This is a genomic window from Pseudoalteromonas prydzensis (genome assembly GCF_011050055.1).
In the GTDB taxonomy this organism is placed as follows: Bacteria; Pseudomonadota; Gammaproteobacteria; order Enterobacterales; family Alteromonadaceae; genus Pseudoalteromonas; species Pseudoalteromonas prydzensis_A.
The window spans coordinates 55728-81457 of the sequence record NZ_DRGM01000082.1; the positions used below are offsets into that span (position 1 = coordinate 55728).

Here is a 25730-nt window from a genome sequence, read left to right on the forward strand (position 1 = left end):
GGGCTGGAATGAACTTTTTACAGAAAATCAGATACCTACTTACATCGCGTACCGCAATGCTAATTATTGGTTTTAGCGCACTGTCATTACTAATTTGGTTTGGCGGGCCATTGATTGCCATCGCAGGTTATGTGCCACTGGCAAGTGTTGCCTCAAGATTATTTACCATTTTAGTGGTTATTCTTATTTTTGCGATCACGAAAATATACCGTTTGACTCGACAAAGTAAACGAGATGAAAAAATGGCCAATGAGTTAATCGATAGCGATGACTCAAACAGTAATGAAGTTAATGAAGAAATTACGACTTTAAAAACAAGAATGGGTGAAGCCATTGATTTACTTAAAGATGTAAAACTCTTTAAGGGAAAGAATATCTATCAATTGCCTTGGTACATCATGATAGGGCCACCTGGAGCTGGAAAAACAACGGTGATCAACAATTCAGGCTTAGACTATCCATTAAAAGATAAGCTCGGGGTTGATTTGATCCATGGTGTCGGTGGCACTCGAAATTGTGATTGGTGGTTTACTAATAAAGCTGTACTCATTGATACGGCAGGGCGTTACACCACACAAAGCAGTCATGCAAAACACGACTCACGTGCTTGGGAAGGCTTTTTAGGATTACTGCGTAAATACCGGCCATTACGACCCATTAATGGGGTAATGATCAGTATGGGTATCTCTGAGTTAATGAGCCAAACTAAAACAGAGCGAAACCTACATGCGCGCGCAATTAAGCAACGTTTGCAAGAATTACAGAATCAGCTAGGAATGACTTTTCCTGTCTACGTGATTTTCTCAAAAGTTGATTTAATCGAAGGTTTTAGAGAGTTTTTTGCCGAATTAAGTGAAGAAGAATGTGAGCAAGTTTGGGGGGTCACCTTTGAACTTGATTTAGCTAAAAACACCCAAGTTGATGCCTTTAATAAAGAATTTCATACGCTTATTGCTAAGTTAACAGAGCTGTTAAATCGTCGTTTGATTAATGAACGTAATGAAGAGATCAGAGCGAAAATTTTCGAATTCCCAAGACAACTTCGTGTATTGCAAGGTGTTGGTGACGCATTCTTGAAAGAAATTTTCACCCCTAATGCGTATGAAGAACTACCTATGTTTAGGGGAGTATACTTAACCAGTGCGACTCAAGAAGGGACACCGGCCAGCCTTTTAAGCGATGCAAATAACGTCAGCGGCAGCTACATAAATCAATCTAAGAGTTTTTTCATAAAAAATGTTTTAGAAAGAGTCATTTTCCCTGAGCAAAATTTAGCAAGTACCAACAAACACCATGACAAGCAAAACAAATGGTTACGTGTAGCAAGTATTTCTTTGGCGTGTGCTTGCGTGGTTGGTTTTTCAGCTTCATGGTATTTTAGTTATGCTTGGAATAATAACCTGATCACAGTCACTGAAGATGCAATTGAGTCATATCAAGAAATAGATGCGGCATCATTTGACCGCAGCAATGTACTGGTGCTCAATGACAGGCTTAATGCGTTAAGATCATTGCCTGCGCGTAGTGATGCCTTTAATAATGAGCAAGACTCGTCATCAGTTGGCTTTAATAAATTAAATGAAATTAAACAATCTTCGAATGATGCTTATGACAGAGCATTACAAACGTTCTTGGCACCTTTTGTTCTCAATACCTTAACGAAGGAAATGGAAACTCATCCAGAGCACTTGAGTTATTTGTACGAAACATTGAAGTGTTATTTAATGCTGTTTCAACCGGAATATTTTGAGCGTGAAGATATAATCGTTTGGTTTGATGCATACTTAGAACGTAACTTCCCCGGCGAGAAAAATACACAAACTCGACTAGATTTAATGGATCATATAGCGACATTACTTGAAAAAGGTGTTGTCTATGAAGATGTTGATAACCAAGCAGTTAAAATTGCACGTGCAGAGCTCACTAAATTACCGATTGCTGAGCGCGCATATCAAAGGCTTCAAGCTGATTTTCTCGATAGTAGTATTCCGCCATTTAGGCTGACAGATATTATTAGCTTTGAAAGTGCCCAAAAGTTTTCATTTCGTAATAACAGTGAGCTAACTCGCAGCATTCCAGGCTTATATACATTCAATGGCTTCCATGGCATTTTTAATATCGAAAAGAGTAAGATGCTAGGAAACCTAATGGCGAGTAGCTGGGTGTACGGAGAAGAAGCATCTGGAACGTATGATATCTCTAAAGATGAGATAGAAAAGAAATTAGAACAGCGTTATTTTCAGGACTATATCTATTATTGGCAGTCATTCCTCGATGACTTAAATTTAAACCAATATAGCTCTCCTGCTGAAGGGGTCAATATCACTGATGTGTTAGCTGGTTCTGAAACCCCAATCAAAAACATCATTTTAGCGGTGCAGAAAAATGTTCAGTTAACTCAACTGCCAGTCTCTGAAAATCAAAAAGCTGCCGGGAAAGTTGCGGCTAATGCTGCTGAAATTGCGATGCAAACTAAGGCGAATAGAATCAAACGGTTCTTGCCTGACGAAGCGCCAAAATTTGATATCAAGCTACCAGGCTATCAAGTTGAGGAAGCATTTGAGGATGTACTTAAAATTGATGCTCAGCAATTAGATAGTATGCAAAAGAATCTTAGGGAACTGAATGTGTATTTGACCAAACTTGATCGCGGCGACCAGTTAAAGTCTTCCATCAAGGATCAAATCAGCGGTAAAAGTAAGCCTAGCTTTATTCGCCAACTAGAGTTTCAAAGCCGTGACTTACCTTATCCTTTTAATAGCTGGCTGTTAGATATAAGTCGAGATACCAGTAACATTACTAAAAATAGTGCCAATAGACACTTAAATGAGATTTGGAAAAGCAAAGTATTACGAGAATACAATGCTGCAATTATTGGTCGCTACCCATTCTCACCTTCTGCAGATAAAGAAGTGAATTTAAAAGATTTCACTCGATTCTTTGGACCTGGCGGTACGATTGATAGCTTCTTTAATAGCTATGTTGCCCCCAGTGTTGATATGAGCTCACGACCATGGAAATTTGAAAAAGACATCGGTATCAGCCGAGATACTTTGGCAATGTTTGAACTTGCTTATCAAATACAACTCGCATTTTTTGATGGTGGAAGCAGCACCCCAAGGATTGAGTTCGGTTTGAAACCTTTAGAATTAGATCAAACAATCTCGAGTTTTATGCTTGAGATTGATGGGCAATCAATGACCTATAGACATGGGCCATTAAGAGTGAGTAATTTTGTCTGGCCTGGCGCCACAGGCCAAAGTAAAACACGCGTTGTTTTTACGCCCCCTAATGGCGGGCGCTCTATAAATACCACTTACCAAGGTGAATGGTCGCTATATCGCATGCTTGATGAGCTAAGTGCCAAACGAAATAAAACGCGGGAAGATCTGAAATTGCATTTCGCGCTTATGGGTAACAACGCAAAAGTAGAACTATTACCGAAGTCAATTAGGCATCCATTTTGGAATAAGAGTATAGAGAAGTTTTCATGTCCGACCCGATTATAAATATTGGCTATTTGGGTAAAGTCCCTAGTTTAGGTGACTTTGTGCAAGATAGTGTATCCAAAGAGTTCTCAGAACACTGGGAGAAATGGCTGCAAGCTGCTATTGCTGTAAGCAAAGAGCAGCTTGGGGAGCTGTGGCAAGGTAATTATTTAACTGGCCCGGTTTGGCATTTTGCTTTGTCAGCGAATATTGTTGGTGATAAAGGGGTTATGGGTACCTTAATGCCAAGTATGGATGCGGTAGGGCGTCATTATCCGTTTACCGTAGCTAGTACACTGGAGTATGCACCTATTGACGTTCTTAACTCTGGCGTTTTTTCATTAGCTTATGAAGATGTGGTGTTGAAGGTACTTGATAACTCTGTTGATCTTTTCTCTTGGCGCAAAGAAGTTGCGAAAACCTTAAATGCAGTTCAAGGAACTCGTAAAGCACTGACTTACTTTAATACAACAGATAAGAATAAAACGGGCGATGCATTTGAGTTTTCAGGTGATGAGCTGACAGAGACGGTTTTACAAGATGTAATGCATGCTGTTTTATGTAAAAAATATGGCGATTATAGTGTTTGGTGGACTCATGGCTCGTGCAATATAAAGCCTATGGTGCTGGTAACGGCAGGACTCCCTGCGATTAATCAAGTTGCAGCAATGTTGGATGGTAGATGGCAGCACTGGGAATGGAATTATACACAGGTAAAAAATACTGATGAGTAAATTAAGCACCAGTTATGCGATTACCCATCGTGGTGTTGTTAGGCAGCTAAATGAAGATGCCCATGTCGAAATAAACAGCCATAGTATCTGGGTGGTTGCTGATGGTATGGGCGGCCATGAAGCGGGTGAAGTGGCAAGTCAGCTGGTCGTCGATACTATTAGATCAACCGTTGAAGAATTGACATTTGAAGAGCTTACTGTGTCGCATATTGTCGTCGCGATTGAAAATGCAAACAGTCAATTAAATGAGTACAGCGCGCAATATTTAGGAAGTAAAACCGCGGGTAGCACAGTAACCGTTTTATTTATTAAAAATGAGCAATATTATGTGCTTTGGGTCGGGGATAGTCGGGCTTATTTGCTGCGCAATGGTCAGCTGCAACAAGTTTCAAAGGATCATAGCCAAATAAACGATCTAATCGATGAAGGGGTTATTTCTGTTGAGGAAGCAAAAGATCATCCATTATCTAATGTCATAACCCGTGCAGTGGGAGTTACACAAGACGTTAACGTTGATGTGGTACAAAATGATGTAAAATCAGGCGATATATTTTTATTGTGCTCAGATGGATTAACTGGCGAATTATCTGATAATGATATTCATCGCTCATTAGAGCCAACAAGTATAATCGACTCTGGTATGGCGCTTATGCACTCATCCCTTGTTCGGGGTGCGAAAGATAATGTAACCTGTATTTTGATTAAATACGATAAAGGGATTAGTAATTATAAATCTCATTCATTTAATGTTCAGGATGAGGCTACGATCCCATTATTTACAAAGTAAATATTAAAATTAATTTTTAATGGCTATATATTAAAAAAATAAATAAGTTTATGGACTTAGATATAATATGCCGGTTTATTATTTAATAAAGCGGTATAAACTAGGGTGTAACTAGGCTTGTAATTTTAAATAAAAAATGTAATATGGAGTCCGCTTTACTTTGTTTGGGTTTTATGGACAATTATTAGGACAATGGAATGTTTGTTTTTGAAGAGTATGTTTCCCCTATTTCAGACACTGAGATTGCAGGTATTGACCCGCGCTCAGACGTCACTCCTGCGTCTACCTATTACGCGTTAAAAGATTTACGAAACCAATTACGTGCGGCAGAAAGAAATGCGCTTGTCGATGAAGAAGGCATTGCGACTTTAGCCAGAGACTGGTTGCCGTTGTTAGAGCTATCCAGTAAAGCGTTAAAAACAGAAAGTAAAGATATTGACTACTTAGCGTGGTTTATTGAAGCACTGTGCCGCGTACATGGCTTTAAAGGACTAGCATTTGGTTTTCAAGTTGCCCATACCTTACTCGATAATTATTTTGATGATTTATATCCAGCTCTTGATGCTGATGATGAAATCTCTGACAAAGTCTCTGCGTTAGTTGGCTTAAATGGTGTGGCTGGCGAAGGCACCTTAATTATACCGATCAAAAGCATAGCGCTGACAGAAAGTGTGAGTGTTGATTCATTTTCTTTTTGGGAATATCAACAAGGCTATGACATATCCAGATTAAGTGAAGAAAAAAGAGACAAGAAGCTAACGCAAGGTGCTGTCGACTTTGAGCTAATCGAAAAAAGCGCAGCAGAAACGAGCACTGAATTTTTTGTAAACCTAAGAAATGATATAACGGCTGCGATTGAGCAATTCGCACTACTAAGTGATGTACTCGATCGCGTTACCGCTCAGTCACAACCGACTTCTAATATTAAACAAGCATTGGAAGAGAGTTTAACCGCTGTGAATCACATTGCAGCTGATAAACTCGCAGCCGACCAAAAAGCGCAAGACTTAGCGCAAGCAGTACAAGAGGTGGTGTTAGAAGATGGTGAGGTTACTCATACACAAGTGGCCAAGGCACACAATTTAGAAATTAATTCTAGAGATAATGCCATTGAAAAACTTAAAGAAATAGCCTCTTATTTTCGAAAAACAGAACCACACTCACCTATGTCTTACACCATAGAGCAGGTAATTCGATGGAGCGAATTGTCGCTACCTGAATTATTAAATGAATTAATTACAGATAGTGATGCTAGGACTGGATACTTTAAGTTGTCTGGCATTAAGATCAGCGAAACTGAAACATAAGTAAAAGGAGTTCTCAATGAGTATCCACGATAAATTAAAACGAGTTCGTAAACCACGTGTGCACATCACCTATGATGTCGAAACCGAAGGTCTTGCGGTAAAGAAAGAATTACCGTTTGTAGTTGGCGTTATGGGGGATTTTTCAGGTGACAATACTGATGCACTTAAGCCACTAAAAGATAGACGATTTATTCAAATAGATCGCGAAAACTTTAATGATGTTTTAAAGCGCATGAGCCCGTCTTTAAAATTAGACGTAGATAATACGCTTAATGATGATGGTACTCAATTTGAAGTTAACTTGAACTTTAAATCGATTGATGACTTTGAGCCAGCAGCCGTTGTGAATCAAGTTGAACCACTGCGCAAGTTAATGGAAACGCGGAATAAATTACGCGATCTTATGACTAAAATTGACCGCTCAGAAGAACTTGAAAATGTTCTTGAAGAAGTTTTAAGTAACACTGCAAGTTTAGATTCAATTGCTAAGGAACTGAAATTAGAGGAGACTGAAAAATGAGTACAGAACAATTAAGTGCTGAGTTAGAGTCAACTTCAGAAGTAACTTCTTCGCTATTAGAACAAGCTATTGGTGCTACTAAGCAAACAGATGCGAGCCGTGCAGAAGAGTTACTAAGAACATTAACTGAAGAAGCAATGAAAGGTACAGTCCAGTGGAATAAAAACATGACTGTGACATTCAATGAAGCTATTCAGTTAATCGATCAAAAAATATCAAAGCAGCTAAGTGTAGTAATGCACAGCGATGAATTTCAAAAGCTTGAAGGTTCATGGCGTGGTCTACACCATTTGGTGATGAACTCAGATACCAGTGCAACACTAAAAATTCGTGTACTTAATATGAAGAAAAAAGAACTTCATAAAGATTTAAGTAAAGCGGTTGAATTTGATCAAAGCCAAACATTTAAGAAAATTTATGAAGCTGAATTTGGTACGCCTGGTGGTGAACCATATGGCACAATTGTAGGGGATTTTGAATTTACAAATCACCCAGAAGATGTTGAAACTTTAAGTTTAATGTCTAATGTTGCTGCTGCCGGCTTCTGCCCATTTATCTCTGCGTCGTCTCCTTCGTTATTTGGGTTTGACAACTGGGAAGAGCTAACTAAACCTCGCGATTTAGAAAAAGTATTTGAATCTTTAGAGTACACTAAGTGGCGTTCATTTCGAGATAGTGATGACTCTCGTTTTGTATCACTTACTATGCCTCGTTTCTTATCTCGCTTACCGTATGGCGCAGCTTCTAAGCCTGTTGAAGAGTTTAACTATGAAGAGTTTGACGTTGAACCTAAAGACGGCCGTTCTTTAAGCGCTGATAATAATGACTATTGTTGGAGTAATGCTGCGTATGCAATGGCTACCAATATGGCTAAAGCATTCTCTCAATACGGTTTTTGTACAGCAATACGCGGTGCAGAAGGTGGTGGTAAAGTTGAAGGCTTACCGACCCATATTTTCACTAGTGACGACGGCGACCCTGATCTTAAATGCCCTACAGAAATCGGTATCACAGATAGACGTGAGGCTGAATTAAGCAAGCTTGGTTTCTTACCGCTTTGTCATTATAAAAATACTGATTACGCCGTATTCTTTGGTGGTCAAAGTTGTCAAAAACCACAAATTTATTCAACCCCAGATGCGACTGCCAACGCTGCTATTTCGGCACGTTTACCATACCTGATGGCAACATCACGCTTTGCACATTACTTAAAAGTAATGGCGCGCGATAAAATCGGTAGCTTCATGGAAGCTGAAGACGTTGAGTCTTGGTTAAATCGTTGGATCCTATCGTATGTCAACGCGACAGAAGGTGGTGGCCAAGATATTAGAGCACGTTATCCATTAGCGGATGCCAAAGTATCTGTTAAAGAAATACCGGGTCAACCTGGTGCATACAATGCAGTTGCATGGTTACGACCTTGGCTACAAATGGAAGAACTAACGTCTTCTTTACGTTTAGTAGCTAAAATTCCTGAGATCGGTTAATCATCCGATCTTTAGCGTTAAGGATAATGCTGTAAAATGAATCATGAAGAGTTTTCATTTATAAATCAAGATGTTACTTTTTTCCAAAAGTCGCACTCTCGTATAAGTGATAATGATGCCTTGCTTGACCGTTTTTTGTATGAAAAAAACTTAGACAAGGCCTTGTTATTATGGCTTGAAGGCTCTTCTGATTCACCTATTACATGGAGTAAAGAGTCACTAAGTCCTTATTTACAAAAAGTTATCGTTGAACTCGATCAGCTTATATCAAATCAATTAAATTTAATAATTCATCAACCACGCTTTCAAAAATTAGAAGCAAGTTGGCGAAACCTATGGTGGTTGCTGTTACAAACAGAGCAATACGACAAAGAAAATAAAGTAAAAATAAAAGTATTGAACTGTGATTGGGCAACACTTTCAAAAGATGTTAATAAAGCAATCGATTTTGACCAAAGCTTATTTTTTCAGTTGTTGTACCAAAGTGAATTTGATAGTGCCGGTGGTGAACCTTTCGGAGTCGTAATTGGTGATTACGAAATCAGTAACATGTTTTCACAAGGGTCTATTTACAACGATATCGACACAATTAAAGAAATATCGCGTACCGCAGCCGCGGCTTTTGCACCGTTTATTTGCTCTGCTTCTGCAAGTTTATTTGGTGCAGATAATTTTTCAGATTTAGGTTATCACTCAGATTTGTTTAATCAATTTGATCAACCTGAATATATTAAGTGGCAAAGCTTTAGAAGCATGGAAGAAGCTCGATTTGTAGGACTCACCTTACCCCATGTTTTAGTGCGACCTCCTTATAAAAATGACGGTAAACGTCATCAAGATTTTTATTTTAAAGAGCACATTAATGACCCTGAAACGGATATGCTGTGGGGAAATGCTGCGTATCAATTTGTTTCAACGATTATTCGCGCTTACTGTGACAGTGGCTGGTTTGGACACATTCGTGGCATGGAACCCGGCAAGGTATCAAAGGGATTAGTGACAGGGTTAGCTAAGGATAATTTTGCCAATGATATTTATCAAAAAGAATCAAAACCACCACTTGATTTGCTGGTCACGAGTAAGTTTGAAAAGCAATTTTCGGAACTTGGGTTTATCCCAACTTCGTCCGTTACTAACACCGAACATATTGTTTTTTATAGTAATGCATCAGTTCAAAAAACAAAAAATTATGAATCAAGTGCAGCAAACATCAATGCCCGTTTGTCATCTATGTTGCAATACATTTTGTGTGTCTCTCGGTTTGCTCACTATTTAAAGCTATTAGCAAGGGACCGAGTTGGTTCATATAACACAGCACAAGCATGTGAGCGCGATTTACAGGCATGGATCAATAATTATACAACCGCGTCAGACTCAGCGTCTGAATATGTGAGAAGTAAGTATCCACTGAGTAATGCAAAAATAAAAGTAAGCGAAAATAAGGCGAATCCTGATCACTATTTTTCAGTTTTGCAGTTACAGCCCCATTTTCAATTAGATCAAATGGTCTCCAGTATTAAATTAATTACAGAGCTCAGTCCTCATCACAAAATAAAGGAATAGTCATGAAAAAAATAACCAGCCTCATCCGTGAGGGAAAACTTGCTGAAGCGTTAGCTTCTTGCGCAACTGAGCTGCAAGATGAACCATTAAATTATGATGTAAGAAGTCTTTATTCAGAACTTCTTTGCATCAATGGTGAGCTTGAAAAAGCCGATAAGCAGATTGATTTTATGGTGCAAAAGAATCCTGAGTTTGCAGTTGGGGCAATTAATTTAAGACATTTAATTCGCGCTCAACAATCTAGAATTGATTTCTACCAAGGAAAGGGCATCCCTAAACTATTTCATGACGCAGATGAACTCGATACGCTGTTCTTAAAAATGCATGTGGCTTTGCAAGAAGGTGAGATTGAGCAAGCGGCTGGGCTTGCAAAAGAAATGGAAGAATTAAGAAGCTCACACGATGACGGCTCTACAACGCGCGACTTAGATGATACGTTAGGCCCATATTTAGAGGTGTTAGGCACTAATGGTGAGTTTTATCTCGCTAACTTTAATGAAATCGATTCATTAAAAATAGCACCGGTAGAATCTTTACTTGAAACCATTTGGTTAAGAGTTGAAATCACAATTAAAGATGGCCCATCTGGCACTGCCCATCTCCCACTTATTTATACTAATTCCGAGTCAGATCTTGAAAAGCTTGGCCAAGTCACAGACTGGCAAGAACTTAATACTGATTTTATGGTAGGGAAAGGGATGAAAATGGTTTTTGCTAATGACGAAGCAATCACCATACCTGACTTACAAATAAGCTCGTTAGAAACAGCGTAACAGAAAGTTAAATTGTCATGATAGAGCATAAGCAACAGCTACAAGCATCCATCCTTGATCGATTGATTGATGATGAGCCAAACTTTCAAGATGCACCCTCTCGTACTGAAGGGATCAGCATCAGTGAACTGCGTAAAAATGTGCGCAGAGATATTGAAGCTTTGTTAAATGCCCGTATTCAATGGCATACCTGGCCTGCTCAATATAATGAATTGTCGACGTCATGCTTATCTTATGGTTTGCCTGACTTTTCAAGTATGTCAGTGAGTTCTCATGAGGGACGGGCACTGTTATGTGAGACCGTCAGAAATACAATTTTAAAGTTTGAACCACGCTTCTTAGAAGTCGAAGTATTTACAGATGAAGATGTGCCAATAAACAGGGTGCTTAATTTAAGGATCAATGCACTTTTGTACGCTGATCCCGAGCCTGAATTTATTAGTTTTGATTCAGAAGTAGAGCCAGTGAACCTTGGCATGAAGATTATTGAGGCGTCATTATGAACGATGAATTATTAAAATATTACAATCGTGAATTAGCATTTGTGCGTCACTTAGGTAAAGATTTCTCTGAAAAATACCCAAAAGTAGCCGGTCGTTTAAAGTTGAGTGAGGATCATATTGAAGATCCACACGTATCGCGATTAATAGAGTCTTTTGCTTTTTTAACCGCCAACATTAGACAAAAATTAGATGATAGTTTCCCTGAATTAACGGATGCGTTATTAGGGCAAATGTTGCCTGATTACCAAGCGCCAATTCCGTCAATGTCAGTTGTTAAGCTAGAAGCTGAAAACTTATCTACAGCGGGCGTGGTTATTCCAAGGGCCAGTGAAGTTGAAACCAACGTAGAGTCTATGAAGCAGTGTAAGTTTCAAACATGCTATGAAACTTACTTATGGCCCGTTGAAATTACCCATGCTCAATTTGATAACAGTCCCTTTGTTGCTCCTAAACCTCGTTGGCACGAGCGAGCTAAATCAATTTTCAAGCTTGAATTAAGCGGTGAATACAAAGGAGTATCACTCGCTGAAACAGGGCTTGAAAAGCTGCGAGTGTTTATCAATGGGCAGTGGCATCACACCTTAAAAGTGTACGAATTACTCTTTAAACACGCTATTGGTATAGCCATAGATAATGGTGAAGAAGGGATCAAGTATTTATCAAAAAACCAACTTAAAGCCGTTGGTTTTGAGCCGCATGAAGCCGTTGTTCCTTACTCGCAGCGCTCATCCGGTGGCTATCGTCTACTTGTTGAGAACTTTACGTTTCCTGAAAAATTTCGGTTTTTTGAAATTGATGGCATAGGAGCTTCGCTACCCAAGCAATCAAACCGATGTGAAATTTATATTTACCTCGATACTGAGTCAAATGAGCTTGAAAAACAAGTCGATAAAAACATGTTTTTGCTCGGCTGTACGCCTATCATTAACCTGTTTGAGCAAGAGCTTGAACCGATTCGGCCACAAATAAGCGAATATGAGTACCAATTAACACCGCGTTATATGGACTCTGAAATCTCCGAAGTGATTGCCATTTCTGAAGTGATTGCGTTTGACCATAAAGGCAATAAACAAGTGGTATCACCTTTTTATGGGCAAACTCATCCAAAGTATCAAGGCCATAATGATTTATTTTGGCATATTCGCAGAGAAACAGCCTCATGGGCTGGAGGCTATGTAGAGTCGGGTACTGAGACTTTTATGTCACTGGTTGATGCTACATTTGAAAACAGTGCATTGGAATATGGTGAAGGTAACTCTGTTTTAACGGTAAGAGCGAAATGTAGCAACAGGAACTTGCCTGCCAGTATGCCGTTTGGCGATGATGAATTGGGGTTATTAATGCCAGAGCGCGGAGATGTAATAAAAAAAATCCGTTGCCTCACTCCTTTTACCCATGCTGTTAGACCTATTTTAGCCGATGCAACAAGATGGCAATTAGTAAACCATTTAACGTTGGATACCTTCAGTGGTGATGATGCTTGTAATCGATTAAAAGAAATTTTAAGGCTCTATGACTTCAGGGCGACGCCGCAAAGTAAAGGCATGATTGATAATATCTATCGCTTAAAAATAGCCCCTTCAACGGCAAGAGTTGTGCAACAAGGACGCGTGAGCTTTGCCACCGGCAGTGAAATTGAAATCACCTTTGCCAATGATGATTTCTCTGGTAGCGGTATGTTTTTCTTTGCTGCGATTTTAGACCATTTCTTTGCACAATTTGCTGCAATTAATAGTTACACGCGCCTTAGTCTTAGATTAAAAGAGCAGGAACAGATTTATTATCAATGGCCTGCGCGAGTGGGAGATAATCCACTTTTATGATCAAGCAGCTAATTTCGCAAGCCTCACAAATTGATTTTTATAAAGCTGTTTTTATCGTTGAAAAGCAGCTTAAAAAGCGTGGTTTAGAGTATCGCCATGTAGGTTACGATAGTAGCCCTAAGTTAGAATTGATTAAATTTACGGCAACCCAAAAGTTTGGTTACCCAGGGAATGCAATTACCAAGCTTGAAGAAATTAGCTTTGAAGATGGCTTACATAAAGTGCATATGCAAGTTTCGTTTATGGGCTTAACAGGGTGCTCTGGCGCATTACCACAGTTTTACAGTGAGTTGGTGATGCAGCGCTTACGTTATAAAGACACTACCATGCGTGATTTTTACGACATGTTTAATCACCGTTTAGTCTCTTTGTATTACCGTGCATGGAAAAAATATAAGCCGTCGCTTAATCATACTAACAGCGCTCGAAATAAAGATCCCTATACACAAATTTTGGGCTTGCTGAGTGGTGGTTATAACGAACACCAACTTTATTTTGCCGGTTTGTATAGTCGAAAAATTAGAAACGCATTTGATTTAAAAAACATTTTATCGTCGTATTTAGATTGCCAAGTCACAATTAAGCAAATGGTGGGTCAATGGCATAATTTAGATGCACAAGAGCAAACCTGTTTAGCGAGCCAAGCGTTATATGAGGGCCAACATGCTCGCTTAGGCATAGATACAATGCTAGGTAAAAAAGTGTGGGATGCATCGTCGAACATTGAAGTAAATATTGCGACAGATGATCCACAAAAGGCCAAATTATTACTACCCAATGGAACGTTATTCAAATTAGCTAACAAAATTACCAAAGATTATGTGGGTAATGCCATTAATTTTCGTTTAGTCATTGAATCGCACTTTGCAAGCTTAGGTTCTGTATCGCTAGCGCAGAGTAATTGTCAGCTAGGAGCGAATAGTTTCTTAGCGGTACAGCATGACAAATCAAAATCAAACCCTACTAAGTTATCGTTTAAGGGATAATTAAAATTAAAAGGAACAGAGTATGTCTTCGATGACACTGAATAAATTAGTTGAAAAACTGAGTCCCGACTGCAGAAAAAGCCTTGAGGCGGCTGTTGCAATTTGTAATAGCCGCAGTCACTTTACGGTTGAACTTGAGCATTGGTTACTCGCCATGGTCGAGCAGCAGCTTGATGATGTTAGGCTTATTTTTGGTTCATTTGATATCGACATTGATAAAGTGAAACAGGATTTAAATCAGTCACTTGAATCTTTCAAAACCGGGAGTGAGTCTTCGCCTAGTTTATCTGTGCATGTTACGAGTCTATTAAGACAATCTTGGTTAAGTACCAGTATAGAATTTACGGATCAGCAAATTCGCAGTGCATATGTTATTTATACATTAACGAAAGACGACACGCTAGCTAGTTTGGTTACCCGCTGTAGTAAGTTATTTAATAAAATTGATCCGGGCCAGCTATTACATGCTTGGCCTGAAATTGTGGCGCAATCACAAGAGCGCAACCATGCAGCGCAAAATGCGACGGCAACACAAGCAAGCATGAATTCTAAAACGCCAAATCTTGAACAATTTACAGTTGATCTCACTGCGCAAGCACGTGCAGGTAAGATAGACCCTATTTTAGGTCGTGATTTTGAAATTAGACAAATGATCGATATTTTGACACGACGCCGCCAAAACAACCCGATTTTAACGGGTGAAGCAGGGGTTGGTAAAACAGCTGTTGTAGAAGGTCTAGCACTTAGAATTGCGCAAAAAGATGTGCCAGCTGTCTTACAAAATGTAAGAATTCATAGCTTAGACTTAGCGCTACTACAAGCTGGTGCAGGCATGAAAGGAGAGTTTGAAAATCGCTTAAAGTCATTAATTAATGAAGTTAAGAATTCAGCTGATCCGGTTATTTTATTTATCGATGAAGCACACACCATGATCGGCAGTGGTGGTCAAGCGGGTCAAAACGACGCTGCTAATTTATTAAAACCAGCACTAGCCCGTGGTGAATTACGTACAATTGCTGCAACCACATGGGCAGAGTATAAAAAGTTTTTTGAAAAAGACGCCGCGCTGACTCGCCGTTTTCAAGTTGTAAAAGTTGAAGAGCCAACGCCAGAAAAAGCGGTTGCGATGTTACGAGGTTTAGTCCCTGTAATGGAGCGCCACCATAAGGTATTTATTTCTGAGCAGGCGCTGGAAAGTGCTGTTCATCTTTCACATCGATACATTACTGCAAGGCAACTACCAGATAAAGCAGTTGCTCTTTTGGACACTGCTTGTGCCCGCGTTGCGATGAGCCAAGCGTCTACCCCTAACACGATAGAACAATTAGTGAATCGCCTGAGTGTGATTGAAACGCAAATAAAAATGCTAAATCGTGAACAAAAAACGGGCTTAGATCATTCGCAGCAGTTAGATAATTTAAAAGCAGAATTGCTTAGTATTGATCAGCAACTACTGCCACTCAACGAGCAATTTAAGCTCGAGAAAGAGATTGTCTCAGAATTAAATCAAACGCTTGAACTTGTAAATACGCAAGAGCAAGAAGCATCACAAGCAATGCTTGAGTCACTAAAGCTCAGTAAAGAAAAGCTCGCTGCGTTTGAGCAAAATATGGTGCACTGGCAGGTTAGTGAAGAGCTTATTGCGCAAGTGATTTCAGACTGGACAGGTATTCCTGTTGGTAAAATGCATGAAGATGAAATTCATGGCATTTTGAACTTAGCATCACACATGAAACAGCGTGTGGTTGGCCAAGATCATGCCCTGGATTTAATAGCTAAAGTTGTACAAACCTCTCGGGCACAGCTTGCCGATGAAAGTCGCCCTAATGGGATATTTATGCTCGCCGGCCCAAGTGGGGTTGGTAAAACAGAGACCGCTTTATCACTAGCGCAGGAAGTATATGGCAGTGAAGAAAATGTCACTGTGATCAACATGTCTGAATTTAAAGAAGAACACAAAGTTTCATTATTATTAGGTTCACCTCCTGGTTATGTTGGTTATGGTGAGGGCGGCATTCTAACTGAAGCCGTGAGACGAAAACCTTATAGTGTTGTGTTGTTAGATGAAATGGAAAAAGCGCACCCTGGTGTGCAAGATATTTTCTATCAAGTTTTTGATAAGGGCACCATCAAAGATGGCGAAGGACGTGATATTGATTTTAAGAACACCATTATCATTATGACCTCAAATGTGGGCACAGATACCACTATGAGCCTATTTGAAGACGAAGAGAGTAAGCCAAGTATCAAAGGTTTATTAAAGGCCTTACAAGATGATTTACTTACTGCTTTTAAACCAGCATTTTTAGGTCGTATTAATGTCATTCCTTATATTCCATTAAGTGATGATATCCTTACTGAAATTGCAGCGATTCAATTGGCTAAAATAATCAAGCGAGTTGATAAAAATTATAATGCTGAGTTGGCTTATAATGATGACGTTATTGACTATATTGTTGCAAACTGCCAAAACGCTGGGTCAGGTGCTAGAAATATTCATACAATATTGCAAAATAAAGTGTTGCCAATGCTTTCTGAAGTCCTACTTTTCAGTATGATAGAAAATAACGAAATAAATAATATATTGTTGAAAGTTAAAGATAATGAATTTGAGCTTAATATTAATTAAAAATAATTTAATAAATAACCGCTAATAAGGTTGTTTATTAAATTTTATGGCATTATAATTTTGGTGCCTTAAATCACTACATGGAATTTTGAGACATTGTCTTCGTCTAAGGAAAGGATTTTTAGGGCCTTTTCATTGCAGTATTAGAGATAATGATTTCAAAGGAAGTTTTGGGAAACCAAAGAAAAGAATCCAGGCTAAATGGATAACATTGTTTAATAAAAAGGAGCATTATCAAATGCAAGCAAATACATATTTAAAGTACGGTTCAATCAAAGGCGAAACAACTGCTGAGTCTTTTAAAGATTTAATTACAGTATTATCTTTAGATTGGAACGTAAGCCGTGAAATTAGTGCTGCGACTGGTACAGCGATGGACCGTGAGTCAAGCTCTACTCGTCTTGGTGACGTAACAATTACTAAACTTCAAGATAAAGCATCTCCGGATCTTTTCAAAGAAGCAACAATTGGTAAAGGTCTTCCAGCTATTTTCCATATCACTAAGCAAGGTGATAAAGTTGAAGAAATCATGAAAATCGAACTTACCGATGCAATGATTTCTAGCTATTCAGTATCAGTACAAAACGATCGTCCGATCGAAACAATCACTATCAGCTACACAGAAATGATGATGACTGTTACTCCTACTGATGACAAAAATAACATTACTGCTCCACTTGTATATGGTTACAGCGGTGTTAAAGGTCAACAAATGTAATATTTGTTGTCTCGTAATGGCTCTGGGCTTTGCTCAGAGCTTTTTTTGATCTTTAGGATGGGAAAAGCAAGGAATGCAAAAAGCTACACAAGATAAAAACGTAATTCAAATTAGCACCCCTGCTGGTAAAGATGCCCTTTATTTAACTCGCTTTGTTGCCCAAGAGGCAATGTCTGATTTATTTGTTATGTCAGCTAACATGTATACAATTGGCCAGCAAATAGCTCACGAAGACTTAGTCGGTAAACCCGTATCCATTAAAGTAAAAAATGCTGATGGTGGTGGTGAGCGTTATTATCACGGTATTGTTAGTCACCTTGTGTCAAATGGCAGCCGTACAGCCGATATTGACGAACAAAAAAACTATATTGATTATCAGGCAACGATTGTTCCATTTGCCGCCTCGATGCGTAACCGTAAGAACAGTCGCATATATCAGAAAAAAACCATTAAAGATATTTTTGCTGATTTATTTGGCCAGCATAATGTCGCCTTTTCAGATAAAACCAGCAAAACCTACCCAAAATACGAATACTGTGTTCAGTATCAAGAATCCGATTTTGATTTTATTCAGCGCTTACTGCAGCAAGAAGGCATTTTTTATTTTTTCGAGCACAGTAATAGTGCTCACACGCTTGTTTTAGCTGATGATATTACCGCTTATGAAGTGTGTGATGAAAGTAAAGTTGTGTATTCAACAGGACACCTAAGCACGTCGCATATTTCGCGTTGGCAAGGCGGATTGAGCTTAGCCCCTGGTAGCTTTAAGCGTGTTGGTTATGATTTTAAACAACCATCAAGATACCCTGATGGTGAGCAGGCTAATCCAGAGTTACCAACACAATCAGTCTCTGAAGTATTCGAATATACAGGTGAAGCAGAGTGCCACCCACGGGCTGCAAATTTAGCCTCTGTGCAATTAGAATCGCTGCAACGCGATATGAAACTTTCAAGTGGCCGAAGCGATTGCCGCTCTTTTACTGTTGGTAAATTATTTAGTTTTAAAAAGCATGAAGATCCGAGATTAGAGGGTAAAACATTCGTTATTACCTCGATGATGACATCAATCACAGTGCCAAACCAGTCCGGTGCGCAGCAGGCTGGTGCAGAAGAAGTGTATGCAAACCATTTTGAATGTGTACCAAAAGAAATTCCATACAGAGCACAAGTTAATAAGAAAAAGCCTGTAATAAATGGAGTTCAGACCGCTATTGTTACCGGCGACAGCGCTGATGAAATCATGATTGACCAGTATGGTCGCGTGAAAGTGCAATTTGACTGGGACCGCGAAGGTAAAAAAGATTCCAAGAGTTCATGTTGGATCCGGGTTGCTCAAAACTGGGCTGGCAAGAAGTGGGGCGCATTTTTCTTCCCACGTGTAGGGCAAGAAGTCTTAGTAGATTTTATAAATGGCGATCCTGATCAGCCTATTATCAGTGGCGCTATTTATAATGCTGATTTAATGCCTCCTTACGCCTTACCCGCTGAAAAAACACAAAGCGGTATTAAAACACGTTCTACCAAAGAAGGCGGAGCAGACAACTTTAACGAACTACGTTTTGAAGATAAAAAGGGCAGTGAGCTTGTTTATATTCAGGCGGAAAAAGATAAACAACTGTACGTTAAAAACGATCAAAATGACAAAACTGATAACGATCATAATGTCGAAATTGGTAATGACAATAAGGTGCTCATTGGCAATGATCGTACAGTAGACGTTGGCAATAACGATACCTTAAATGTAAAAACAAATCGTGTTAGTGAAATTGGTGAAAACGATACGCTCAAAGTTGGCAAAACATTAAATATTGAAGCTGGCGATGAAATTGTTATAAAAACCGGATCTGCGCAAATAAAAATGAGCAGCAGCGGTAATATTACAATTGAAGGCACTAATATCGATATTAAAGGCAGTAATATTAAAGTTGACGGTAGTGCAATTACATTGTCTGCTGGCATAATTAAGTTAAATTAGTGCAAATATGGAAATAATAAACGGCTTTAAATCAGGAGTTAGAAGCGGGATAAACAATAATGGATATGTTGTATATTGCCGTTATGGTCTACCTCATTTAATTTGTTTACCAATAAATAGACCTGATGATCCACTACTTAATCCTGCGCTAAGCCATTTAAAAGCATTAAATGGTTATTACGCAAAGCAGTTTTTTGTTAATTTACATCCTGCTTTAAATAGCGCAGATATAGTGTCGGTTCTCTATCAGTATGTGATGCAAAGTCCGGTTGCACTTGCTGATTATAATCAAGCTGAGTTAATAGAACTGTTATCTATTTTAACTTCACAAAGTAAACTGCTAATTATTCCTCTATTTGAATAATACAGTACTGTAAATGTGAATAATGCTGTTGCATAAATATTAATAAGACAAGGAGTCATAATGGGTAAGCCCGCCGCTACAATTGGTCATATGCACGTTGTCCTAAAACCACGGGAACAGTCCCTCATGTTGGAGGCCCTGTGGTTGTTGGCTCTGGTAACGTATTAATTGGTGGTATGCCGGCTGCGCGTAAAGGCGATATGTTGGTATGTATTGGCCCTCCGGATAGTATTAAATCAGGATCAGGAAGCGTTAAAATTAATGGCAAGCCAGCAGCTCGGATGGGTGATGATAGCTCACATGGTGGGAAAATTGTGATTGGTAATCCTACTGTATTGATCGGTGGCTGATTTTGTTATCTATCTATTTAAGTGATCATCAAGCGCAGCTTATGAAAATTAGCGATGCTCAGCGCTGTCCGTTTACTTCTGTAGGTTATGTTAAAACACAACAAAAGCGGCTGTTAGAGTCATGTTGGCTAACGGCTAAAAAAAAGCAAATTGCGCAACGATTCACTCAGCCAAATTTAGAACAACTAGTCTCTTTATTGAGTGACGATATAAGCCCAGCTGCAATCTCACAAGCATGTATCGAGATCATGGCTAATCTACCGCAAAATATTAATCTTATTTTTATTAATAATTTGCTTAACGAACCTAGCTTACACAATGTTGCAAAGCTAGTTGTACGCAAGGTGTTATTGCAGCAGCATAGCTATAATTTAATCGCATTAATTGATTTACAAACCTTATATTTTGCTTTTTCAACAAGCCAAAATCCAGCAGTTCAAACACTTGCTAAAAGTGAGTTGACGATTTTAGTGGATAGTCAATCGGATATAAAAAATTTAATCACTGGTTTTAATTTTTTATGCCAAAGTGAGCTTGTTAATTCCCCGTTAATGTCACTTTTTTTATTGTCGTTATCTTGGGAGCAGGTTAATGCGATCGGCAATCACGCGAGTCGTAATTTACCGACAGTGGATGTACTGCAAGTATTGCTACAAAGTGGCTTTGTTAAATTGCTGCCACTTGTCAATGCATCCCTCAATAAAATAGAAAACCCGAGTAGTTTAATTGCCCTGATGAGACGAATGTTAGGTGACAAGCTTGACCTACTCGTCGATTTTGAAACGCAAATAAGCGCGTGGCAGGGTGAACAACAAGCATGTGCTGACTTTAAACAGCAGTTGCAGCTCAACTGGCCTAAATATGAGGAACAGTTAGCCTCGTTGCGGTTAATTGCAGGTAATGCTCTGAATGCCAAGCTCAATGCAATCGAAATATCAGCAATGGATTGCTATAGCCAAGCGGTGTTTAATTTACATCGTTACTATCAACATTTAGCTGCGAAAAAGTTAAATGCAGGAGTACCGGCATGAAGGCGTTTAGTGTTTCGATTGAATCGTTTTCGAGTTTGTCTACACACGATATTGATGCGTTGATATACGGTGAAACGTCATCGATTAATGAGCATCACGGTTGGCAATCTTGGGATGCGTGTTTATATGATTGCATAATAAAATCCAAAGAATTATTTGCTAAGGTTGAAGACCCACAAGCGCCATTAGTCTGGTTATTACCTGCGCTTGCTTATCAAGATGAACTTAAGCAACTTTTAGCAAATAGTTTAAAGCGGTTGTACCCAGAGCATGTCAGCCACCTGCTATTTTATGGGGCAACTGGCGGCAGTGCACTAATAGCGTTAGTACAAAAAAATGCTTGGCATAAAGTAAATGTAATTGCACTAGATGCGACGTTTAAAGCAAATAAGCAGGGGGAATTTAGCTATCAAGGCGTGGCTGGAATACTCGCTGTGGTTACAGCTAAAAAAGTGGGCTGGGTGCAAACAAGCCATTATTTAGCGCCTTCAATTGATTTTATTAAACACGATCAGTTGTCTGGCATGTTTGTTAAAACAGCACAGACTGCACAGCAAGCAATAGAGGTTATTTTTGCCCCTGGAAATGGCATTGAGCCTGACAGTGACGTGTGGTTAAACAATTTACAGTTACTTGATCAAGTAATAAATGAACATACACATTATGAATTACCTAACTATAAATTAGGTAAAATGGGTGCCTTAGAAGGAATTGTCAATTTATATCAATTGACCACAAGCCCGGCTATTGTTGAACGCTATACCCATGCGTTGGTGATTTCACAAGAGCAAGCAAAATATCAAGCCACGGCATCATACTTATGGATAAGTGAGGAAGTACACAACAATGCAAAGTAATATCGTTGTTTTACAAGGAGCAAGTTACCCTGTTTGTTTTGTTGCTGGCAAAGGTGCTGTACCACCGGGGTACTTTAGTGTTACTGCTAACACCCAAGATAGTGCAAAAGCGCAAATAGCCCAAATTGGCGGTACATTAACGACTGATGTAGCAAAGCGTCTTGATCTTATAAATCTGCTAACGAGTGCAGGTGTACACTGCCCACGTAGCGCATCAGCGCGAGAAGCCGCCAGCGTACTAAGTAAAGCATTAATTTCCGGCAGTGTGAGCTGTTACCATCAAAAAGCTAAAGCTGCGCTTCAGGTGAGTGATAATACCAATAGCGGCGCTGCTAAAAAGTCGGCCAAAAAAGGGGCTACTAAAGCCTCAGGTAAAAGTGCTTCACAAGCCCCTGTCAATAAAGCGGGCGCGGCAAGTAACACTGCCGCCAGTGAAACGCCCATTGATCAACAAGAGTGCCGCTCAGATCCTGTATCAATGTTATCTGGAGAAGAAATTCTTCCATTAATCGATTTTACTCTTGCGGGCAGTAAACAATTAATTTGGCGACGTTTATATCGTTCATCACACGCTGATGTATGCAGTACTATGGGTAATGGTTGGCGCCATGACTTTATGGTCAATTTAACTGAGCATTATTTACCGCCACCGATCGTTGGGCCAAAACAAAAAGGCACCTACTGGCTTGAATATCAGGATGAACACGGGGCTAAACACCGCTTTGAAAAGGTAAAACCAGGACAATCAAGCTACCAATTAAGCAGTAATCTTGCGTTGCATTACCAAACCAATGGTAAGCAAGTGTTGGTCACACCTGATGATCAGCATTTAACGTTTAAAGCAGGTGAAAACTCTTGGTTACTTGAAAAGATAATTAACGAAAAAGGCCAAAGCATACAGTTTTACTATGATGCTAAAGAGCGCCTTAATCGCATTGAAGTAAACAAAGTCCGTGGTTGTATACTTAGTTATAACCAGCAAGGCTTGTTAAGCAAAATAGCGCCTTACTACACAAATAAAAACAACAAACAGCAATTGCTCTCGCCGCTATTAGCAAGCTATGAATATGATGAAAACAACAACCTTGTACTAGCCACTAATCAACAAAATGAAGTTGAGCGTTACGCTTATAACGCCGCTAACTTATTAACTAAACGTACCCGAGCTAGCGGCTTTAGCCATCATTTTGAATGGGACAGTTACTCACCGAACGCTAAATGCATTAAGCAATGGGGTGATAATAATACCTATGCTTACCGGTTTGAGTACAACCCTGAGTTAGGTGAAACAACCTGTATAGATTCTCATGGGCACCAAGAACATTTTGTTCATAATGCGCAAGGTAAATTAGTTAAACGCACCGACCCTAATGGCAATACCTGGCAATACACATACAATGGCCAAGGCCAAAAAATAGCGGAAATAAAGCCTGATAGCAGCCAAATAAAATACAGCTATACGGCTTATGGCCAGTTAGAATCGATAACACAGCCAGATGGCAGCCAAACTCATTTTGCGTATAACCAACTTGGGCAACGAGTATTAACCACCTTGCCAGATGGTCAAACTATAACGCGCAAATACAGCGTTGCAGGCTTGCTGCAAAGTGAAACCTTTGCTGATGGTCGCACTGCACTTTATAGCCACGATAAGTTAGGGCAATTAACTCAACATGTGAGTGTGACTGGGCAAATAACTAAGTTTGTTTGGAACGAGCAGGGTGAGTTATTAGCCAAGCATCATAACGATGAACTTGTTCGCTACAGCTATGATAATTTGGGCCGTGTAAATGCGACGATAAACAACGCAGGGCTGCTTACTCAGTATAAATACAACGAGCATGGCCAGCTTGCGCAAACCATTGCCTTTGACGAAAATGACCCTGATAACAAACAGCATCAACACTTTAGTTACGATGATGCGGGTAGACTCATTAGTTCGCAAAACAGTAATGGCGACACCACCGAGCAACATTTTGAAGGGCTAAGTCAGCCCCATTGTGTCATTCAGCCCGATGGCAGTGCACTGCATTTAACCTATGACAAAGAGCGTAACTTAACCGCCATTGAGCGCAGCGACGGCCATGTATACCGTATAAGTTACGATGCGAACGAAAACCCGACGCAAGTCATTGGGTTTGATGGCACGCTACAGCAATATAAATACGATGCCTGTAACCGTTTAACGTCGGTCACACAAAGTGATAAACGCCACGTAAAAATAGAGCGCGATAAATTAGGCCGCGTGACTGCGCAGCATGCCAGTTTGGCAACTGATACCCACATCGTTAATAACGCCAACTACTACAGTTATACGCTACAAGGTAAAATAGCCCGTGCCCATAATGCGCATTCCACCTTAAAACAGCAGTTTGATAAAGGCGGACGGTTACTGCGTGCTGAGCAAGTGCATAATCAGCAGCAAGCTCATACGCTTAAGTATACGTATGACGAGTACGGCAGAAGGCAGTCCCTGACCTTGCCAGATGCAAGCAAACTGAACTACAGCTACAACAAATTTGGCCAGTTAAGTAGCATTCACTTACAGCAAGCCAACAGTACGGCTGTTGAACTTGCAGAGCTTAGCTACGATAGCCAAGGCAATATTCAAACGCAGCGTTTTGGCAATGATATAATCCTTGCTCAACAGTTTGATGTATTTAACCGCTTAACACAGCAGCAGTTAACCCATCCTGCGCAAGCGCTATTCGACACCTGCACGTACAATTACGACAACGTAAACCAGCTTATTGCCCGTAAAGAGCAAGGCGTTAGCAACCATAATATTAATTTTGAGTACAACAGTCTTGGCCAGTTAATCCAGCAAAACTTAGCGAGTTCTGATGTTGAGACAACCACGCAATACCAATGGGACAGTTTTGGTAACCCAGTTAGTCAATCAAAAATTAAAAATAACGAATTAGCCGAGCAGCAGACTACTCAGCCAAATGATGATAGCGATGCCATCAATAAGGTTGAAAGCAACCAGTCAGCTAACATACCTAGTGAAATTCATAGTGAGTATAAAGAGTTAGCATCGAATAGTGATGAGGCTGATACAACTTCAAGTGATTTAACTGATAATGATGCTGTTATTACTGGCACTACAGACGCAGACCGTTTAACCCACTTTGGTGACAGCGACTTTTACTACGACGAATTTGGTAATCAAATACGTGAAACCGGCAAAGGCATAAAAACCCGCCGTGAATACAATGCATTTAATCAATTAAGCTGTTTTAACAACAACGGCACGCTCACTCAATACGACTACGACCCACTCGGGCGTCGTATCGCTAAGCACACTGAGCAGGGCAAAATTGACTACATTTGGGATAACGACCAGCTAATCGGCGAATACCAACACGGTGAATATACCTGGTATATCAACCTGCCAAATCAATTTCACCCAGTCGCGCTAATTAAAAAAGGTGAGGTGTATTACTACCACCTAGACCAGCTTAATACTCCTCGTTTTGTGACTAACAGCAAAGCAGAAGTCGTGTGGGAAAACCAAGCCGATGTGTATGGTTATGAAGAGTCAGAGGTAAACAATACAAATAGTTTCACTCAGCCAATCCGTTTTCAGGGTCAATATTTAGATGAAGAGAGCGGCCTACATTACAACCGCTACCGTTACTACAGCCCTAAACAGCAAAGGTTTATAAACCAAGATCCGATAGGCTTAGTGGGTGGGATAAACCACTATCAATATGCACCAAATCCGGTCAATTGGGTGGACCCGTTTGGGTTGAGTTGTAAAGAGGGTCAGAAGAAAAATGTATTTGCAGGACATGGTTCGATAGATGTTACTAAGCCTGCGACTGTTCCGATG

General features: G+C 39.7%; 18 protein-coding genes and 1 pseudogene. All 19 read left to right on the forward strand.

Translation table 11 applies throughout. From position 1 onward, the window contains the following. Positions 1-8: 8 nt before the first annotated feature. Positions 9-3509 (forward strand): type VI secretion system membrane subunit TssM, encoded by a 3501-nt coding sequence (gene tssM / locus ENH88_RS07990; protein ID WP_304181462.1) that lies wholly within the window; start codon positions 9-11, stop codon positions 3507-3509. Next, entirely contained in the window at positions 3491-4222 is a 732-nt protein-coding gene (gene tagF, locus ENH88_RS07995) for a type VI secretion system-associated protein TagF (protein WP_304181463.1), read from the forward strand. The genes tssM and tagF overlap by 19 nt, the downstream gene beginning before the upstream one ends. Then, complete coding sequence (locus ENH88_RS08000; RefSeq protein WP_304181465.1) at positions 4215-5009, forward strand: PP2C family protein-serine/threonine phosphatase; 795 nt, start codon at positions 4215-4217, stop codon at positions 5007-5009. The genes tagF and ENH88_RS08000 overlap by 8 nt, the downstream gene beginning before the upstream one ends. Positions 5010-5206: 197 nt before the next feature. Continuing rightward, a complete protein-coding gene (tssA, locus tag ENH88_RS08005; protein ID WP_304181467.1) occupies positions 5207-6316 on the forward strand; it encodes a type VI secretion system protein TssA in 1110 nt (369 codons plus the stop codon). Positions 6317-6332: 16 nt separating this feature from the next. Then, positions 6333-6836: a type VI secretion system contractile sheath small subunit gene (gene tssB, locus ENH88_RS08010; RefSeq protein ID WP_064664614.1), complete on the forward strand. Its 504-nt coding sequence runs from the start codon at positions 6333-6335 to the stop codon at positions 6834-6836. Beyond that, positions 6833-8323 carry a type VI secretion system contractile sheath large subunit gene (tssC, locus tag ENH88_RS08015; RefSeq protein ID WP_304181469.1) on the forward strand — a complete coding sequence of 497 codons (1491 nt, stop codon included), beginning with the start codon at positions 6833-6835 and terminating at the stop codon, positions 8321-8323. The genes tssB and tssC (ENH88_RS08015) overlap by 4 nt, the downstream gene beginning before the upstream one ends. A 36-nt stretch (positions 8324-8359) precedes the next feature. Beyond that, positions 8360-9886 carry a type VI secretion system contractile sheath large subunit gene (tssC, locus tag ENH88_RS08020; RefSeq protein ID WP_304181471.1) on the forward strand — a complete coding sequence of 509 codons (1527 nt, stop codon included), beginning with the start codon at positions 8360-8362 and terminating at the stop codon, positions 9884-9886. A 2-nt stretch (positions 9887-9888) separates the two neighbouring features. Continuing rightward, positions 9889-10659, forward strand: coding sequence for a type VI secretion system accessory protein TagJ (locus tag ENH88_RS08025; protein ID WP_192542316.1), 771 nt, complete (start codon positions 9889-9891; stop codon positions 10657-10659). 17 nt (positions 10660-10676) lie between these two features. Then, the gene (gene tssE, locus ENH88_RS08030; protein ID WP_192542317.1) at positions 10677-11162 is read left to right on the forward strand and encodes a type VI secretion system baseplate subunit TssE; all 486 of its coding nucleotides are present in this window, start codon (positions 10677-10679) and stop codon (positions 11160-11162) included. Beyond that, on the forward strand, positions 11159-12985 hold the full coding sequence (gene tssF / locus ENH88_RS08035) for a type VI secretion system baseplate subunit TssF (protein WP_304181474.1): 1827 nt from the start codon (positions 11159-11161) through the stop codon (positions 12983-12985). The genes tssE and tssF overlap by 4 nt, the downstream gene beginning before the upstream one ends. Continuing rightward, the gene (gene tssG, locus ENH88_RS08040; RefSeq protein ID WP_304181475.1) at positions 12982-13971 is read left to right on the forward strand and encodes a type VI secretion system baseplate subunit TssG; all 990 of its coding nucleotides are present in this window, start codon (positions 12982-12984) and stop codon (positions 13969-13971) included. The genes tssF and tssG overlap by 4 nt, the downstream gene beginning before the upstream one ends. Positions 13972-13993: 22 nt before the next feature. Then, entirely contained in the window at positions 13994-16600 is a 2607-nt protein-coding gene (tssH, locus tag ENH88_RS08045) for a type VI secretion system ATPase TssH (protein WP_304181476.1), read from the forward strand. 238 nt (positions 16601-16838) lie between these two features. Beyond that, positions 16839-17318 carry an Hcp family type VI secretion system effector gene (locus tag ENH88_RS08050; RefSeq protein WP_024032870.1) on the forward strand — a complete coding sequence of 160 codons (480 nt, stop codon included), beginning with the start codon at positions 16839-16841 and terminating at the stop codon, positions 17316-17318. A gap of 73 nt (positions 17319-17391) precedes the next feature. Then, positions 17392-19293, forward strand: a complete 1902-nt coding sequence (locus ENH88_RS08055) for a type VI secretion system Vgr family protein (RefSeq protein ID WP_304181480.1) — start codon at positions 17392-17394, stop codon at positions 19291-19293. Positions 19294-19300: 7 nt separating this feature from the next. Beyond that, complete coding sequence (locus tag ENH88_RS08060) at positions 19301-19657, forward strand: hypothetical protein (protein WP_192542322.1); 357 nt, start codon at positions 19301-19303, stop codon at positions 19655-19657. Between the two features lie 60 nt (positions 19658-19717). After that, positions 19718-20007, forward strand: a pseudogene (locus ENH88_RS08065) (PAAR domain-containing protein). 41 nt (positions 20008-20048) lie between these two features. Then, complete coding sequence (locus ENH88_RS08070; protein WP_304181482.1) at positions 20049-21038, forward strand: hypothetical protein; 990 nt, start codon at positions 20049-20051, stop codon at positions 21036-21038. Next, the gene (locus ENH88_RS08075; protein ID WP_304181484.1) at positions 21035-21895 is read left to right on the forward strand and encodes a hypothetical protein; all 861 of its coding nucleotides are present in this window, start codon (positions 21035-21037) and stop codon (positions 21893-21895) included. The genes ENH88_RS08070 and ENH88_RS08075 overlap by 4 nt, the downstream gene beginning before the upstream one ends. Next, positions 21885-25730: RHS repeat-associated core domain-containing protein (locus ENH88_RS08080; protein ID WP_304181486.1), on the forward strand; the 3846-nt coding region annotated here is incomplete at its 3' end. The genes ENH88_RS08075 and ENH88_RS08080, both read left to right, overlap by 11 nt.

Bases quoted from the DNA above. Each gene is read 5' to 3' on its own strand.
- tssM (WP_304181462.1), top strand. From the start codon at position 9: ATGAACTTTTTACAGAAAATCAGATACCTACTTACATCGCGTACCGCA.
- tagF (WP_304181463.1), top strand. From the start codon at position 3,491: ATGTCCGACCCGATTATAAATATTGGCTATTTGGGTAAAGTCCCTAGT.
- ENH88_RS08000 (WP_304181465.1), top strand. From the start codon at position 4,215: ATGAGTAAATTAAGCACCAGTTATGCGATTACCCATCGTGGTGTTGTT.
- tssA (WP_304181467.1), top strand. From the start codon at position 5,207: ATGTTTGTTTTTGAAGAGTATGTTTCCCCTATTTCAGACACTGAGATT.
- tssB (WP_064664614.1), top strand. From the start codon at position 6,333: ATGAGTATCCACGATAAATTAAAACGAGTTCGTAAACCACGTGTGCAC.
- tssC (WP_304181469.1), top strand. From the start codon at position 6,833: ATGAGTACAGAACAATTAAGTGCTGAGTTAGAGTCAACTTCAGAAGTA.
- tssC (WP_304181471.1), top strand. From the start codon at position 8,360: ATGAATCATGAAGAGTTTTCATTTATAAATCAAGATGTTACTTTTTTC.
- ENH88_RS08025 (WP_192542316.1), top strand. From the start codon at position 9,889: ATGAAAAAAATAACCAGCCTCATCCGTGAGGGAAAACTTGCTGAAGCG.
- tssE (WP_192542317.1), top strand. From the start codon at position 10,677: ATGATAGAGCATAAGCAACAGCTACAAGCATCCATCCTTGATCGATTG.
- tssF (WP_304181474.1), top strand. From the start codon at position 11,159: ATGAACGATGAATTATTAAAATATTACAATCGTGAATTAGCATTTGTG.
- tssG (WP_304181475.1), top strand. From the start codon at position 12,982: ATGATCAAGCAGCTAATTTCGCAAGCCTCACAAATTGATTTTTATAAA.
- tssH (WP_304181476.1), top strand. From the start codon at position 13,994: ATGTCTTCGATGACACTGAATAAATTAGTTGAAAAACTGAGTCCCGAC.
- ENH88_RS08050 (WP_024032870.1), top strand. From the start codon at position 16,839: ATGCAAGCAAATACATATTTAAAGTACGGTTCAATCAAAGGCGAAACA.
- ENH88_RS08055 (WP_304181480.1), top strand. From the start codon at position 17,392: ATGCAAAAAGCTACACAAGATAAAAACGTAATTCAAATTAGCACCCCT.
- ENH88_RS08060 (WP_192542322.1), top strand. From the start codon at position 19,301: ATGGAAATAATAAACGGCTTTAAATCAGGAGTTAGAAGCGGGATAAAC.
- ENH88_RS08070 (WP_304181482.1), top strand. From the start codon at position 20,049: ATGAAAATTAGCGATGCTCAGCGCTGTCCGTTTACTTCTGTAGGTTAT.
- ENH88_RS08075 (WP_304181484.1), top strand. From the start codon at position 21,035: ATGAAGGCGTTTAGTGTTTCGATTGAATCGTTTTCGAGTTTGTCTACA.